The sequence below is a fragment of the Streptomyces sp. NPDC043853 genome (assembly GCF_056436025.1).
In genome coordinates, this window is sequence record NZ_JBWKDJ010000003.1 from 86,941 (window position 1) to 102,485 (window position 15,545).

Genomic DNA, 15,545 nt, shown 5'->3' on the forward strand with positions numbered 1-15,545 from the left:
GGGAGGTCAAGCGTTGGTGCACCCGAACCCCCGACGCCGACCGTCCCCATGCCCGCTCCAGCATCGTCTCCACCCCACCGCAAATCCCGGCCAGCCCTGGAGCCCACCATCCCGTCCGTGCCTGAGTCGCGCCACTCGGTCTCGGTCAGCGTGGATGCCGTTCTGCTCCGCCGTGCCGCCCAGGTCTTGGGCACTGGCGCCCAGCAGGAAACCGTCACCGCCGCCTTGTCCGAGATCGTGGCAGGACGGCAGCAGACCACGGAGCTTGCCCGCCTGCGAGAGCACGTCGGACGCATCGCCGCCATCGCGGGGCAGGCGCTCCAAGGCCAGGAATCCTCACGCACCTGAACTGCTCCGACCGTCTCGCAGTGATCACCGGCAGCCGGAGCAGGCTGGTCTCAGTCCTGGTCTCATTCACCTCCGTCCGAGACCGTACAGATGGGTCTGGACCGACCACTCCGCCGCACGTAGAGACCGGTGGCCGCTACCGAGCGGGCCCAGGCGACAACCGCTGGAGCGGGGTTCGGCCGAGTAGTGATCTCGGCGACCACGTTGGTGTCGAGGAGATAGATCACTCGCCGCCCGCCGCGTCGTCGTAGGAGCGCTGCCCGAACTCCAGACCCTCGAACGGGGCTGACGCAAGCCGCTCAAGAAACCCGTCACTGCCGAGGGTGGCCCAGCGGTGAAGCATGTCAGGCAACGCATCGATGTCGGTGTCGGCCAGCTCGGCATCGAAGTGCCCAAGCTGGTGCTCGGGCAAAGACTCCCGGATCTCCCGGATGGTCCGCAGCGGATGTGGGTCTTCGGGCCGACGGGGTGGGAGCGGGAGGTTCGGGGCAGTACTCATGATCGGCTCCTCCACGAAGCGGTCCGCGGGCCCATACCTGAGGACAAGCCTAGGCTGGCCGGCCGTCACGCAGGCTGGATCCCGCTGAACCCAGGCCGTCTGGTCTCAGTTCTGGTCTCATTCGTGGCCGTCCGGGGCTATTCGGACGGGGCCAGCCTGGACTCTCCGCCGCAGGTCAGGACACCCACGACCCCCGCCGGACCCCCGTACGAACATTTGGAAAGCGTGTTGGGGGCAACCCCTCACGAGTTCGAATCTCGTATCCTCCGCAGCCGCCTGAACAGGCGAAACGAAGAGCCGGACCGCTGATTGCGATCCGGCTCTTCGGCATGCCGTGGTTGCATTCCTGGTTGCGTTTACATCGCCTCAATCCAGACCTTTCGGTGCATCCGTGGCCGGCGCCGCCCTCCGATTGCCGAGACCCCGGAAGGAACGCCTTCCGTTCCGCACCCGCGACCACGACGAAGGCACCATCCTTGAACTCTGCACCGGAGCGGCTTCGGTGCTGCTCCGGCCCGGTTCGACGAGGTGCCCCATGAAATCCCGATCAACGCTGGCGTCCTGGCTGGGCAGCCTTGACGCTCCGCGCCTGGCGCGTGTACTCGCTGTACGGAAGGACGCAGCGTCGTCTCCGGAGCCGCGGACGGTGGGGGAACTGGCGGACCGCCTCCAGCGCCCGGGGTCGGTGGCGTTGGCCCTGCCGCAGCTCCCGCTGCCGTGCCTGCAAGGGGCCGAGGCGCTGGCGGCGCTGGAGGGACCGGCGTCGCGCGATGCCCTGATGAAGCTGCTGGGAGCGACGGGCGGCGAAGCCGCCCGCAGGCTGGACTCCACGCTGGAGGTGCTGGCCGATCACGCTCTGGTGTGGCCGGACGGCACCGGAGCACTCCGCATGGCCGCACCCCTGCGGCAGGCGTGGGACGCACCCCTGGGGCTGGACACCCCTCTGGAGAAACTGCTGGCAAGCGTGGCCTCGGACGAGCTGCGCACCATGCTCGTGACCCTCGGCATCAAGCCACCCGGCACCAAGCAGCAGCGACTGGCGGCCTTGGTGGATCACCACAGCGACCCGCAAGCCATCGCCACACTGGTGGCACGGGCACCGGCAATCACACAGAAGCTGCTTGCCCGCCGAGCGGAATCCGCGGCGGGGCAGCGGCAGTTCATCATGTTCGGGTCACCCGGGCCCGAGCTCGAACCCGGCGCCCGATGGGCACTCGACCGGGGGCTCCTGGTCGTGGACCGCCACCGGTACGGCCCCGCGCGCATGCCCGTCGAAGTCGCGCTGGCGTTGCGCGGGCCGGACTGGCACGCCCCGTTCGCACCGGTGCCGCCTTCCACACAGATGGTGCCCGTCGGCGCCGCCGACGTGGAACGGGAGGCCGCAGCCGCGGCCATGGCGCTCGCCGCCCAGGCCGCCTCTGTCCTGTCGGCCTGCTCCGCTTGCCCGCCGGCCAGGCTCAAGTCCGGTGGGATTGGTGCACGTGAACTGGCCCGGATCGGCAAGGCGTCCCAGGCCGATGACGCCGTCGTACGCCTCACCCTGGAGACCGCGTACGCGGCCGGGCTGCTGGGCCGGGACGGCGACCATGTGGCACCCACCGCGGCATACGACGCCTGGGCGGAACAGGAGCCCGCCGAACGGATCGCGGTGCTGCTCCAGGCATGGCGCGACCTGGCGCTGACCCCGACCCTGGCACGTGACGAGGACAACAAGGCGCTCCCCGCCCTTGCTGGAGCACCTCCCTGCGGCGGCTGCCTGCAGGCCCGGCACGGACTGCTTCACGCGGCGTCACAGCTTCCGGCGGGGCAGGGCGCGGCCGTCCCCGCGGACCTGGGGCCGCTGGTGGCCTGGCACCGCCCGTTCGCCGACGGGTCGCCCTTGGACGGGACACCGTTCGCCACCCTGATCCGCGAGGCCGGGCTGCTCGGCGTGCTCGCCCGCGGCACGCTGTCCCCCCTCGGCCACGCCCTGCTGGAAGACGACGTCTCAGCGCCGGCCACCGTGTGCCGGCGGCTCCTGCCCGCGGCCACCCGAACGGCCCGGATCGGCGGCGACCTCACCGCCGTCGCCTCCGGCACCCCATCGGCGCCACTCGCGGCGCTACTGGATTCCGTCGCCGACCGCGAAACCAGCGGCACGGCCTCGGTCTGGCGGTTCACTACCGGCAGCATCCGCCGGGCCTTGGACGCCGGGCATACGCCGGACGACCTCACAGCCGACCTGGCGGCCGTCGCCACCGGGCCTCTGCCCCAGCCCCTGTCCTATCTCATCGCCGACACCGCCCGCGGTCACGGCCGTGTGCGCATCGCCCCCGCCGCCTGCGTCATCCACGGCGAGGAGCCGGCGATGCTCGCCGAGCTCGCCGCCCACCGCAAGCTCGCCAAACTCGGCCTCCGACAGCTCACGCCCACGGTGCTGGTCAGCCGCAGCCCGCTCGGCGCGACCCTCGCCGCGCTCCGCGCCGAGGGCTACGCCCCCGTCGCCGAGACCGCCGACGGAACCGTACGCATCGAGCAGACCCGACCGCAGAGGGCCGCCGCCGTACCGACCCCCCGAAAGGCCGGCACGGGCGCCGACCGCCACAACGCGGTCCACCACACCGTGAGGACACCGGCCGGCACCGACCCGAGCGCCTTGGCCGCCCGCCTGCTCACCGCCCCGCCCACCACCCCGGACCCCGACCCCTTCGGCAGCGGGGTCCCCTTCGGCACCGACACCGAGGAGATCGTCGCCGGGCACGCGAAGCGGCTGTCCTACACCGATGTCCGCCAGCTCGCACATGCCATCGACGCCGGAACGCCCCTCACCGTCGAATACGTCGCCACCTCCGGCAACCGCACGGTACGCACCCTCAGCCGCCTCGAACTCGACCCGCCCTACCTCGAGGCCTGGTGCCACCTGCGAGAAGACGCACGCGTCTTCACCCTCTCCCGGATCCACAGCGTCATGCCGACGTGAATCCACGGCATCGATGAACCGTGAGAGGTATAGTTGATTCCATACTTGATATAAAGGAGGTGCACATGAGCCGGACAGTGATTGACCTCGATGACGAGCTGGTGGCAGACGTGGCCAAAGCGCTGGGGACCAGCACCAAGAAGGAGACGGTCAACACAGCCCTGCGCGAGGTGCTGGAGAACAGGCGGCGGGCATTGGCCTTGACCCGCCTGCGCGCCGCCGCCGACGAAGGCGCGTTCGATCTGACACTCTTCGAGGACAAGCGGAACTACCGACGGTGAATGCCGCTCTCTACCTGATCGACACCAGCGCCCTCGCCCGCTTCATGCGGGGCGACGCGGAGCAGTACGGCTGGGACCAGGCAGCAGCCGCCGGCCTGATCGCCACGTGCCCCATCACCGAGCTGGAGTTCTCCTACAGCGCCCGATCGGCTGCCGACCGGGCACGCGGCGTCGAAGACATGCGGCTGCTCTTCGGCTGGGTCCCGGTCGACGACCGCGCTTACGACCGGGCCTGGCAGGTCCAGGAGGCCCTCACCAAGCAAGGCAAGCACCGCAGCGCAGGTGCGGTGGATCTCGTTGTGGCCGCGACTGCCGAGTTGCAGGGGCTCACCCTCCTGCACTGTGACCACGACTTCGAATGCATCGCCGCAGTGACCGGCCAGCCCATCCAGTGGTACGGCCCGGAGGGCCGCAAGTAGCCGACGGGTGGTTGCAGTTCTGGTTGCATTCGCCTCCGTCCGGGCCCGTTCGGACGGGCTCACCAGAGGCGCCGCCGCAGGTCAGGACGGGTACAGTGCCCGCCGGACCCCTGTACATCTCGTATCCTCCGCACTCGCCCGCCAGGGCAAACGAAGGACCCGACCGCATCGCGGCCGGGTCCTTCGTCGTTCCGAGCTCAACCTCAACCAGAACGCCGCAGTGATCGAGGCGTGGATCAAGGGCCCGCCGCCACCGGCCGAAGTCGCCTCGAGCTGCACCCGGCCGACGGGCTCCTACGGGCCGCTCGGCGCCGAGCGCGAGCAGAGCGCCGACGGCCTTCCGGACAGCGGATCGGCCGGGTTGGTCGGCTTCTCGGTGAACCCTTCGAGGTTCCGGAGGGTGCAGCCGGAATCGGTGAGTGCGAGCAGGAGAGGGCGGGGCTCGCCACGACCGTCCTTCACGCAGACGGTCGCGGTGGACGGACCGTAGGCGTCGTCACCGGCGAAGGCGGCCGTGTAGCAGGCCTCGCCGCCCTGTCCACGCGGAACCTCGCACGCGGCTCGGCCCCGGCTGTCGGTCGTGTCGGTGCACAGCGGAGTGGAGTCGGTGGTGAACTCGACGGCCTTCCCCTCCAGGGCCCCGTCGGCGGTGGTCAGCCTGGCCTTCAGGGTGAGTTTGTGGTGGCCGGGGACACCCAGCGTGTTCTTCCCCTGCTCCTGCTCCTTGCCCTTGCCCTTCTCCGCCTTCAGCGTCAGCGTCGTCGGAATTCCCGATGTCACCGGGACGGTCCCGACCGCCACACCGACCGGGAGGTCGCCGACGGGGACGGTGGCGATGACGGCCGGAGGGGTGGCGGCGGCGTCGATCACCGACACCGTGTCCGAACCGGAATTGGTGACGTAGACGCCAGTGGCGTCCGGGGTGACCGCCACCCCCTCCGGGAGCTCCCCGACGGGGACGGTGGCGCTGACGCTGTTCGTGGCGCTGTCGATCACCGACACGGTGCCCGAGTCGGAGTTGGCGACGTAGACGGCGGCACCACTGACCAGGGCGGCCGCCACTCCGAAGGGGAAGCCTCCGACGGGGATGGTGGCGCTGACACTGTTGGTGTCGGTGTCGATCACCGACACCGTGTCCGAGTTGGAGTTGGTGACGTAGGCGGTGCCCAGACCCACCGCCACACCCTGGGGGAAGTCCTCTACGGGGATGGTGACGCTGACGCCGTTGGTGTCGGTGTCGATCACCGAGACGGTGTCCGAACCGGCATTGGCGACGTAGACGCTGTCTCCCACCGCCACGCCACGAGGGCCCACGCCGACGGGGACGGTGGCGATGACGGCCGGAGGGGTGGCGGCGGCGTCGATCACCGACACCGTGTCCGAACCGGAATTGGTGACGTAGACGCCGGTGCCGTCGGGGGTGACCGCCACCCCCCGCGGAAGCGTGCCGACGGGGATGGTGGCGCTGACGGTGTGGGTGGCGGTGTCGATCACCGACACCGTGTCCGAAGCGGAGTTGGCGACGTAGACGCGGGTGCCGTCCGGCTCGACCGCCACCCCCTCGGGGCCGGCGCCGACGGGGACGGTGGCGATGACGGTATGGGCGGAATCGATCACCGAGACGGTGCCCGCGGCGGAGTTGGCGACGTAGGCGAACGTGCCGGTTTGCGCGGCGGCGGTCGTGGCCACGGAGAGCGGGAGGACCGTCCCCGCCAGCACCGTCAGCCCCGTCGCCCAAGCCCGCAGCGGCGTCCACCACGCACCGCCGCTGCGGCTTCGCGACGCCCCTCCCCGGTCCCGCACCCTCGCCACTGCGCTATCCGACATCAAGACCTCCTGCAGCGCACGAGGCACCGACGTGCCGCCTCCGTGCTCCGGATCAAGGTCGGCGGCCGACGCCCTGCCAGGGGTGTCCGGGACCGCCGCGGCGCTGGTGATCGCCGCAGCCGACGCTAGACGCGTCCCGGGCCCGAGCCCGCTCAGGACCCGTGGACGGGGGCCGTACAGACGAGCCGAATGCCCTGTACGGCCCAGCGGCGTCGTCCCAGGACACCGGTCACGCGCGTCAGGTCATCGGCAGGACGGCGCGGACGGAGAAGCCGCCGTCCGGGTCCGGGGCGGCGTGCAGGGTGCCGGCCAGCTCCGTGACGCGTTCGCGCAGGCCGGCCAGGCCGTGGCCGCCGGGGGCCGGGGGCGGGGACGGGGACGGTGGCGGGGGGCTGCCGGTGGTCCGGGTGCTGCGGACCGTGACCCGGAGGGTCTGCGCGTCGTGGGCCACGTCCACCCGGACACGACTGCCGGGGGCGTGCTTGCGGGCGTTGGTGAGGGCTTCCTGGACGATCCGGTACGCCGCCTGCTGCACGGGCACCGGTACCGGCACCGGGGATGCGGTGGCCCCGGTGACGTCCGTGGCCCCCGTGGCGTCGATGTGCAGCCGTACGTGCGGGCCCGCCGCCCGCACGAGGGCCGCCAGGTCCGCCAGACCGGGGGCGCGCAGGGCGCCGACCGCGCGGCGGAGTTCGGCGAGGGCGTCCTGGGCCTGCCGGTGCACGGGGTCGCCGGGGCCCGCGCCGAGGGCGATGAGGCTGAGGTGGTGGGCGACACCGTCGTGCATCTCCCGGGCGATGCGTGCCCGTTCGGCCCTGGTCGCCCGTTCGGCGGCCACGGCCTGCGCTCTTTCCCGGCTCAGCGCCAGTTCGGACGCCTTGGCCACCAGCTCCCGGCGGGAGGCGTGGAGCAGGCCCAGGCCGACGGGGGCCAGGGCCAGCAGCTCGGTACCCAGGAGCTCCAGCGTGATGTCCTCCCAGGTCGCGGGGAGGGGCCCCAGGTGCGGCCGGGGGAGGACGGCCACCGCGTCCACCGCCACGGCCCAGATCCCGAGCTCCACCCGGTGGCGGGGCGTGGCGGCCACCGTGCACAGGGCGAAGAACGCGGGCAGCCAGAGCCGGCCGACGGCGAGCCCGGGGAGGGCGAGGAGCAGGGCCGTGCGCGGGAAACGCCGTCGGGCGGGGAGGGCGGCGGCGGCCAGGAGGACCCAGCCGGTCATCCAGTCGGGGCCCCGGTCGCGGGCGGCGACGGCTTCGAGCAGGGCGAGGGCCACGACGGCGGTGTCACCGAGCCGCCTCCGCCAGGCGGTGCTCACGCCAGTCCCGCCCGTTGCGCGGCCGTGGCGAGGGCGACCCGGTTCGGCGCCCCCAACTTCCGCTTCAGCGCGGTGATGTGGGTCTTGACCGTGGTGACGCTGACGGTCAGCCGGTCGGCGATGCCGGCATTGGACAGGCCGAGGGCGATGAGGACGAGCACCTCGCGCTCCCGCCGGGTCAGCTCGGGCAGCGGCGGCCCGGCGGAACCGGGGGAATCGGCAGAACCGGGGGCGGGGGCGGGAGTGGAGGCCGGGCCGGGGTCGGGCCGGGCGGTGAGGTGGCGGGCCAGGAGGGCGTGAGAGCCGCCGGGGGTGGAGATCACCCCGCCGGCGGCGAGCACCCGTACGGCCTCGACGAGCAGCGCGGGCGCACTGACCTTGGAGAGGAACCCGGCCGCTCCCCCGAGCAGGGCCGCCTCCAGCCCGTCCCCGGCGTCGAAGGCGGTGAGCATGGCCACTGCAGGCGGATCGGGCAGCGCCCGGATCGCGGCCAGCAAGGTCAGCCCGTCGGGGTCCGGCATCACCATGTCGAGCAGGACGACATCGGGTGCCGTGCCGCGTACGGCGTCCAGGGCCCCGGCACCGTCCCGGACCGAGACGCGGATGCCGTCCTCGGCCTCCAGTAATCGCCGCAGCGCCTCCCGCACCAGCTCCTCGTCGTCCACGACAAGCACACGGATCATCTGCCCCGGTTTCCCTTCGCGAACTGATGTGACCTCAAGTAGGAGGCCCTGTCGCGGCGTTCCTCCTTGAGGCCGATGCCCAGGCCTGCCCCGGCTGTGATGCTGGGAATCGATCATAGGCGCGGCATCGCAGTGCGTGTTCGGCTCACGGCTGACCACCTCGGCACGCGGGGGCGAAGCAGCGGCTCACGGGGGACCGAAGGAGGAAACCAGTACGTTCCGGGACGCGTCGACCATCCGCGTCCCCATGTCCTTCCGTTCCTTTCCCGAGCCCTGGGATCCGGGACACGGGTCTCAGCACGCTGTGCCGACCGTGGAGAAACGCGAGCACGAACTCTGCCGTGCCTCCTGCCCGATTCACGGAGGAAAAGTTTTGAATCGAAGTATCAGGCGGGCCTCACTCACTCTGTCGTCGGGTGCCGCGCTGGCCCTGGCCGGCACCCTCGTCATATCGGCACCCGCCGAGGCCACGTACTACAGCGGGGGCATGCCCAAGCGGTCCTTCAGCGTGAAGACCGTCGGGATCAACAGCGAGTGGGTCAAGTACTTCGACACCGCCCGCAAGAACTGGAACGACGCCGGTGTCGGCGCGAGCATCAAGCGCAATTCGCGGGCCAAGCCCAGCTTCACGGCGGGCCGTTACAGCGCCAGCTGGTACGGCCTGTACGCACCGTCCGGATCGCGGCCGAACCGGTCCTTCGCGATCAAGGTCAATGCCCGGACCCTCGACCGTGACACGGGGTCCATGTCCCAGTACGACAAGTGGGTCCGGAGCACCAGCACCCACGAACTCGGCCACGCGCTCAGCCTCAACGACAACCCGAACACGTCGCGCGCCTCGCTGATGAAGCACAACCGCAACCGCTCGACCGTGCAGAAGCCGCAGCCCTATGACAAGTCCGAGGTGAAGAGGATCTACAGGTGACCCTGCGACGGAACGCTCTCATCACCGGGACCGCAATGCTCGCCGCGTTCGCCGCGGTCGGCTGCTCCGCGGACGGCGGGTCCACGAACGGGGCCGGGTCCGCGGAGGGTTCGGACACGGTGGCCTACCACGCCGACTACCCCGCGTACTCCTCCCTCGACGAGGTCATCAAGAAGTCCGACCTCGTCGTCAAGGGGAACGTGATCGGCAGCCGGGTGCAGCAGATGCTGCCCGACGCGGCCGCCGGCAACGACCCCGCCACCAACCCGCAGGCCGGCCTGTCGCCCGCCGAGGCCGAGGAGGCCAGGAAGGCGGCCGAGGCCGACCCGGTCGTCGTCACCGTCTTCAAGGTGAAGGTGACCCAGGCGCTCTCCGGGAAGGTGAAGGCCGGCGACACCATCGAGGTCAGCCAGCTCGGCGGCACCTTCAAGGGCGTCACGTACAAGGAGCAGGACACCACCCTGCTCGCCAAGGGCGGGCCGGAGTACGTGATGATGCTCGCCGGCCACGGCAGCGGGAATCCGTACGACCTGATCAACCCGCAGCAGGCGCTCTACACCGTGAGCCCGGACGGCGCGGTCAAGGCCGTGTCGGGCGAGGGCTTCGACGACGCGGGCAAGGTCGCGCAGCTGGCCGACCGGACCGACCGGATCGCCAAGAACCGCACGCAGTAGTCGGGCGTCCGCCCTCCCGCACCGCACGCGCCGGTGCGCCACGGAGCTTCCGTGGCGCACCGGCGCCGCGGTGTACGGCGTTACGGCGCTGCGGCGCTGCGGCGTTACGGCGTTACGGCGCGAGCCGGAGTGCCCCGCGCACGACCGGGCTCAGCGCCACCCCGTTGTGCCTTCCGGCGACCGCCGTGCCGTCCTCGACCGCGTACCACCCCTGGGTGGTGTTCACCAGGAAGTGGATCCCGTCCTCCCCGCGTTCGAGCAGGAGGACGTACTCCCTCCCCTCGGCGAGTCCCGCGGTCTCCGGCCCGGCGCCGGCCGGCGTGTAGGACAGCCGGACCGCATCGCCCGGTGTCGCCCCGCCCTTGGCGGTCGCCACCACCCTCGCCGTGGCCACCGTCGTGCTCACCCCTTCAGCGGTCTCCTCGTGGCCGGCACCCAGCCGCACCCGCACGATGACCTCCGCCGCACCCTCCAGCTCCGCCGTGCTGCCGAAGTAGGGCTCGTCGCGCATCCGCTTCACCGCCTCCCGAGGCCGAGCGTAGACCGCACGGACCCCCGTGCGGGGGCGGAAGGCCCGGATCGCGCCGACGGTCCCGCCGGCGGTCCGGGCCTTCAGGGCTGCCTTCCGGGCTTCGCGCGCCCGGCCGCCCGACCGGTTCAGGCCCGGGTGATGCCGATCCGCAGGCCGGCCACGGCCGCGTCCAGGGCGGTGCGGACCTCGTCCGGGCCGGGGCCGGTGGCGATGACGTGGCCCAGGCGGTCGTACGCGTTCTCCGCCGGACGGACGGCGGCGCCCTCCCGCGCGGTGACCGTGACGGAGGCGACCCCGTCGACGGCGCGTACCTCCTCCACGCCCCCGATGCCGTCGAGCGTGCCCGGGGCGTCGGCGAGCAGGAAGCGGATGCCCGCGGCCGCCGTCCGGCCCGGCGTGAGGTCGAGCGGCATGCCGGTGGCCGCCCGGACCTGCTGTTCGAGCAGGTCGATGCCGGTGGCGTGGCGGACCGCCTCCGGGATCATGCCGCCGGCCAGGCGTGGGTTGATCTCGACCACCGCGACGCCGCGCCCGGTCAGCTTCACCTCGGTGTGGGTCGCGCCGAGCTCCCATCCGATGGCCTTGAGGGCCGCGCCGACCGCCTCGGCGATGTCATTGGCGACCGCCTCCGGCAGCGGGGCCGGGAAGAGGTGGCCGGTCTCCACGAACCACGGGCCGGCCGTGACCTCCTTGGCGGTGACCCCCACACAGGTGACGACCCCGTCGTGGCAGAAGGTCTCCACGCTGTACTCGGGCCCGTCGAGGTACTCCTCGACGAGCACGGTCCGCGCCGTGGGCAGGCCGCGCGCGTTGGTCTCCACCGCGAGGATCCGCGCGGCGTGCTCCGCGGCCTCCTCGGCGGTGGCGCACAGCAGGACCGCGTTCGACCCCGAGTCGTCGGCGGGCTTCACCACGCAGGGCAGGCCCACCTCGCGGACCGCCCCGGCCGCCTCCGCCGGGTCCGTGAGCACCGCGAACCGCGGCTGGCCGACGCCCGCGTCCCGCAGCACCCGGCGGGTGACCGCCTTGTTGCGGCAGGCGGCCACGGCCTCCGCCGGATTGCCGGGCAGGTCCAGCCAGTCGGCCAGCTCGGCCACCACGGGGACGTAGAAGTCGCTGGTCGTGGTCACCCCGGCCAGTTCCTGGCGCGGGAAGCCCTGCTGGATGACGTCCCGCAGCTCGGCCAGGGAGTTGGTGTCGCAGACCAGGACCTCGCAGCCGGTCTCGGCCAGGCCCGCGTACCGCTCCGGACTGCCGGTCAGCAGGACCGGGGTCAGGCCGAGCTCCCGGGCCGTACGCAGCGCGATCATGCCGGTGCCGGTGGTGTTGGACTCGATGAACAGGAGCCGCCGGGGCCGGTCCGCCGGGCGGGTGAGCGCCGCCCGGGACCACCGCGTCACCGGGGTGCCGTACGGGACCTCGGCCGGCCGCGCGGCCCGCGGGAGGCCGGCGACGCGGTGCGCCTCCCAGTAGTCCTCGCTGTACACGCTCTCCGCGTAGCGGTCCCCGCGGTCGGGGAGGATGCCGACGATCCGGCTGCCCGGTTCGGCGCGGGCGGCCACGTCGGCGAGCACCCGGTAGACGGAACCGGAGGTGTTGCCCGCGAAGATCTGCTGCTCGGCGGCCAGCTCGCGGGTGGCGGCGAAGGCCTCGTGGTCGTTGAGCCAGTGCACCTCGTCGATGACCCCGCGGTCGAGGTTGTGCGGGGAGAGGCTGTTGCCCAGGCCGCCCTGCAGCCGCTTGGGCATGTCCGGCTGGTCGAACAGGGCGCTGCCGACGCAGTCCACGCCCACCGAGCGCAGGCCCGGCAGGTGCCGCCGCAGCGCCCGGGTGCTGCCGGAGAGGGAGCCACCGCTGCCGACCGCCCCCACCAGGACGTCGACGGTGCCCAGGTCGCGGATCAGCTCCGCGGCGAGCGCCCGGTAGGCGCGCGGGTTGTCGGGGTTGGTGTACTGGCGCGGCCAGAAGGCGCCGGGCAGCTCCCGCATCAGCTCGTCGAGCCGTTCCAGGCGGGCGGCCTGCCAGCCGCCGGTGGCGGGCATCTCGCGGACCACGTGCACCTCGGCGCCCAGCGAGGTCAGTTTCGCCATGGTGATGGGGTCGATCCGCGGGTCGGTCACGATGTGCACCGGGTGCCCGAGGGAACGGCCCACCAGCGCCACGCCGCAGGCCATGGTGCCGGAGGAGCTCTCCACGATCGGGGCCCCCGGTAACAGGACCCCGATGCGCCGCGCCTCCTCGATGGCGCTCTTGGCCACCCGGTCCTTCATCCCGAAGGGGTTGGCCAGCTCCAGCTTCGCGTACACCTCGGTGCCGGCCGGTACTTCCAGGCGGAGCCTGACCAGCGGAGTACGGCCGACCATGTCGTTGACGGTGTGAAAGAGCATCGTCACTCCTCAGGCAGTGGTGCCGGCCGGGGCGTACCCGGCGGTGAACGGGCGGAACGGCCGGAGCGGCCGGGGGTCCCCGGAGGAGCGCGCGCCGTCGGGGGCCCGCAGGCCCCCGTACGACCAGTCGTCGCGGTGGCCGAGGGAGCGGTAGACCATCGTGGTGCCCGGCAGCGAGGCGCAGGCGCCGAGCGCCAGGTCGGCCTTCAGCGCGGTGTCGGGGTCGTCGTGGGGCAGCAGGATGCCGAGCATGGTGCCGCTGTGGGCGCAGGCGATGCCCAGCCCGTCGATGTCCCGGCAGATGCGCCGCAGCGCGGGCAGGGAGGGCCGCGGGTTGTGCCGGGCGTTCAGCTCGGCGCTGCGGGTGGCGACCCGGCCCAGGGAGCGCAGGTCGGAGTCGCGGATCGCCTCCCGCGCCTGGTCGAGCAGCCGCGCGTACTCGTGCGTCTCGGCCTCGGTGCGCGCCCCGGCGGCGTGGTTGTAGCTGATGGTGTCGACCGTTCCGCCCTCGTCGTACGCGATGACGGTCATGGCCGGGACGGTGCCCAGGCGTTCGCGGAGCCGGACCTCGCGGTGGCTGAACGCGACGATCTCGTCGTACATGACGCCGTCGGTCGGCTCGATGTCCCGCAGCAGGTTCTCGATGTCCGCCGGGGTGAACCGGGTGCCGATGGCGTCTGCGACGGCCCGGGCGGTGGCCACCAGGTCCGCCGAGGAGCTCGCCATGCCCTTGCCCTCGGGCAGCTCGCTGCCGATGCGGAGCTGGCCCCCGCCGGGACGGCCCGCGGCCCGGAGTGCGCGCTGGGCGAGCCGGGCCGCCTTGCGCTTGTGGGCGGGGGCCACCTGGACGGTGTCCGCGTCCGGCTCCCAGGCGAAGGTCGCGGTGGACCAGGCCGCGACCGGCGAGGTCACCATGAAGTGCTCGCCGGTGCCGGGCAGGACGCCCTGGAGGAGCTCGCCGAAGGTGCCGAAGGCCCTGCCGACGCCGGCGCAGCCGCTGCGCGACGCTCCCGCGCCGCCGGTGTGCAGCGGCTCCGTGTCCGTGGTGCCGGCCGGCCCGTCAAGCTCCTGCGTGTACGACTGCGCTGACATGCTCTCGCTCTCCTCCCTCTGCTGCTCCGTGGTGTCCTGCTGCTCCGTCGTGTCCTGCTGCTCCGTCGGCCGCTGCGCCGCCTTCCGACGCGGCGCCGCGGGCGGTCCGGGTGCGGTGCGCCCACTCCCCGTCGAGCCGGGCGTATTCCGCCGCCTGTGCGCGCAGGACGGCCGCGACCGCCTCCGGCTGGGTCGAGCCGGCGGACTTCGGGGCGGTCAGGGCGCGCCGTACGTCGAAGGCGCCGGCCAGGACCGCTTCGGGTGCCGCCAGTTCGGAGCCCAGCTCCGCCGCCGCCCGTGCGAGCAGCGCCGGGTCCGTGTCCGCCGGTGCGAGGCCCGCCTCCATGGCGGCGACGATGTACCGGCCGGCGATCACCTGGGCGCGGCGCCAGGGCACACCCTCCCGCAGGGTGAGGGCGTTGGCCAGGGCGAATCCGCCGAGGAACTCCCGCTCGCACGCCTCGGCCATCCGCCGGGTGTCGAACCGCACGTGGTCCAGGACCGTCGTGGCGAGCCGCAGCACGCTCTCGAAGGTGTCGAAGGAGAGGGAGAGCTGGGCGCCCGCCTCCTTGGAGACCTCGACCGAGTTGGAGAAGGCCGTGTTGCGCTGGCCGAGGACCGCGTCGAGGTGGGAGGAGGCCAGGTGTGCGGAGCGGCCCCGGATCCGTTCGAGCACCGGGAAGTTCTTCTTCTGGGGCATCGCCGAGGAGATGCCGGAGAGCTCGTCCGGCAGGTCCAGGTAGCCGTACGCGCTGCTGCCCCAGGCCATCAGGTCGGTGGCGAAGCGGCTGAGGGCCACCCCGAAGACGCCGAACTCGGCGGTGATCTCCAGGGTCCAGCCGCGGTACGCCACGGAGGTCAGGGCGAGCGGCTGCACCCCCCGGAAACCGAGCAGCCGGGCCAGCCGGTCCCGGTCCCAGGCTAGTTCCTGGCCCGCCATGGCGCCGGCGCCGAGGGGGCAGGCGTCGATGCCGTCGTACGTGGCGAGCAGCCGCCGCGCGGTGTGCAGCACCTGCTCGGACAGGGCGGCGAGGTAGAAGCCGGGCGAGATGATCTGCGCGGCCTGCAGGTGGGTGTAGCCGGGCATGGGGTCGTCGGCGTACCGGCCGGCCAGGCGGTGCGCGGCGCGGCCGAAGGCGAGCAGGACGGCCGCCGCGTCGGCCAGCCGCCGCCGGCCGAACATCAGCTGGGCACAGGCCTGGAGGTCGTTGCGGCTGCGGTCCACGTGCCAGGCGGGCACGGGGGCCGCGAGCCGGGTCTCGACGTGGCGTTCGAGGGCGAAGGCGATGTCGGACATGTTCGCCTGCCGTCCCGCCAGCAGTTCCTCGCGGGTCGCCGAGCCGAGCAGGCCGTCGAGTTCGGCGGCCTGGCCGTCCGTGACCAGGCCCATCCGCAGGTATTCGGCGACCAGGGCCTTCTCGATGGCGATGTAGTGCGGGAGGAGGTGGTCCGCCTCGTGGCGGAACTGCGGGTCGAGGATCTCCTCCCGCAGCAGATCGCTCGGCCCGCTGCCGATGCGTCCGCTCAGCGGGAGCCCGGGGCTGCCGCCGGTGTCGGGGTCAGGGTGCACCTGGAATCCGTTTCTCTCGCGGGGATCTGGACAG

14 protein-coding genes are annotated in these 15,545 nt (G+C 72.5%); 6 read left to right on the top strand and 8 right to left on the bottom strand.

The genetic code is table 11. The annotated features are described in order from the left end of the window. Positions 1-117: 117 nt before the first annotated feature. Positions 118-348 (top strand): hypothetical protein, encoded by a 231-nt coding sequence (locus AC067U_RS09120; RefSeq protein ID WP_478829003.1) that lies wholly within the window; start codon positions 118-120, stop codon positions 346-348. Between the two features lie 223 nt (positions 349-571). Here the strand turns inward: AC067U_RS09120 and AC067U_RS09125 are convergent, their stop codons facing one another. Beyond that, a complete protein-coding gene (locus AC067U_RS09125; protein WP_478829004.1) occupies positions 572-847 on the bottom strand; it encodes a hypothetical protein in 276 nt (91 codons plus the stop codon). 535 nt (positions 848-1,382) lie between these two features. On the opposite strand from AC067U_RS09125, the gene AC067U_RS09130 reads away from it, so the two are divergent. The 3 genes from AC067U_RS09130 to AC067U_RS09140 all read left to right on the top strand — a co-directional run bounded on the left by AC067U_RS09130 (position 1,383) and on the right by AC067U_RS09140 (position 4,506). Beyond that, positions 1,383-3,806, top strand: coding sequence for a helicase C-terminal domain-containing protein (locus tag AC067U_RS09130; protein WP_478829005.1), 2,424 nt, complete (start codon positions 1,383-1,385; stop codon positions 3,804-3,806). A 65-nt stretch (positions 3,807-3,871) separates the two neighbouring features. After that, on the top strand, positions 3,872-4,087 hold the full coding sequence (locus AC067U_RS09135) for a type II toxin-antitoxin system VapB family antitoxin (protein WP_079428878.1): 216 nt from the start codon (positions 3,872-3,874) through the stop codon (positions 4,085-4,087). Next, positions 4,084-4,506 (top strand): PIN domain-containing protein, encoded by a 423-nt coding sequence (locus AC067U_RS09140; protein WP_478829006.1) that lies wholly within the window; start codon positions 4,084-4,086, stop codon positions 4,504-4,506. Before AC067U_RS09135 ends, AC067U_RS09140 begins: the two co-directional genes overlap by 4 nt. 294 nt (positions 4,507-4,800) lie before the next feature. On the opposite strand, the gene AC067U_RS09145 is transcribed toward AC067U_RS09140, so the two are convergent. The 3 genes from AC067U_RS09145 to AC067U_RS09155 all read right to left on the bottom strand — a co-directional run bounded on the left by AC067U_RS09145 (position 4,801) and on the right by AC067U_RS09155 (position 8,331). Next, on the bottom strand, positions 4,801-6,333 hold the full coding sequence (locus AC067U_RS09145; RefSeq protein ID WP_478829007.1) for a YVTN family beta-propeller repeat protein: 1,533 nt from the start codon (positions 6,331-6,333) through the stop codon (positions 4,801-4,803). A 238-nt stretch (positions 6,334-6,571) separates the two neighbouring features. Further along, the gene (locus AC067U_RS09150; protein ID WP_478829008.1) at positions 6,572-7,648 is read right to left on the bottom strand and encodes a sensor histidine kinase; all 1,077 of its coding nucleotides are present in this window, start codon (positions 7,646-7,648) and stop codon (positions 6,572-6,574) included. Then, entirely contained in the window at positions 7,645-8,331 is a 687-nt protein-coding gene (locus tag AC067U_RS09155; RefSeq protein ID WP_478829009.1) for a response regulator, read from the bottom strand. The genes AC067U_RS09150 and AC067U_RS09155 overlap by 4 nt, the downstream gene beginning before the upstream one ends. Before the next feature lie 373 nt (positions 8,332-8,704). Here AC067U_RS09155 and AC067U_RS09160 point away from each other — a divergent pair, with 373 nt between their 5' ends. Beyond that, positions 8,705-9,256 (top strand): hypothetical protein, encoded by a 552-nt coding sequence (locus tag AC067U_RS09160; protein WP_478829010.1) that lies wholly within the window; start codon positions 8,705-8,707, stop codon positions 9,254-9,256. Continuing rightward, positions 9,253-9,930 carry a hypothetical protein gene (locus AC067U_RS09165; RefSeq protein ID WP_478829011.1) on the top strand — a complete coding sequence of 226 codons (678 nt, stop codon included), beginning with the start codon at positions 9,253-9,255 and terminating at the stop codon, positions 9,928-9,930. Before AC067U_RS09160 ends, AC067U_RS09165 begins: the two co-directional genes overlap by 4 nt. Before the next feature lie 112 nt (positions 9,931-10,042). On the opposite strand, the gene AC067U_RS09170 is transcribed toward AC067U_RS09165, so the two are convergent. The 4 genes from AC067U_RS09170 to AC067U_RS09185 form a co-directional block, all read right to left on the bottom strand. Then, positions 10,043-10,441, bottom strand: a complete 399-nt coding sequence (locus tag AC067U_RS09170; protein ID WP_478829012.1) for a hypothetical protein — start codon at positions 10,439-10,441, stop codon at positions 10,043-10,045. A gap of 146 nt (positions 10,442-10,587) precedes the next feature. Further along, positions 10,588-12,849: a pyridoxal-phosphate dependent enzyme gene (locus AC067U_RS09175; protein WP_478829013.1), complete on the bottom strand. Its 2,262-nt coding sequence runs from the start codon at positions 12,847-12,849 to the stop codon at positions 10,588-10,590. Between the two features lie 9 nt (positions 12,850-12,858). Further along, on the bottom strand, positions 12,859-13,941 hold the full coding sequence (locus AC067U_RS09180; protein ID WP_478829014.1) for a GHMP family kinase ATP-binding protein: 1,083 nt from the start codon (positions 13,939-13,941) through the stop codon (positions 12,859-12,861). Beyond that, the gene (locus tag AC067U_RS09185) at positions 13,910-15,511 is read right to left on the bottom strand and encodes a lyase family protein (RefSeq protein WP_478829015.1); all 1,602 of its coding nucleotides are present in this window, start codon (positions 15,509-15,511) and stop codon (positions 13,910-13,912) included. The genes AC067U_RS09180 and AC067U_RS09185 overlap by 32 nt, the downstream gene beginning before the upstream one ends. Between the last annotated feature and the right edge of the window lie 34 nt (positions 15,512-15,545).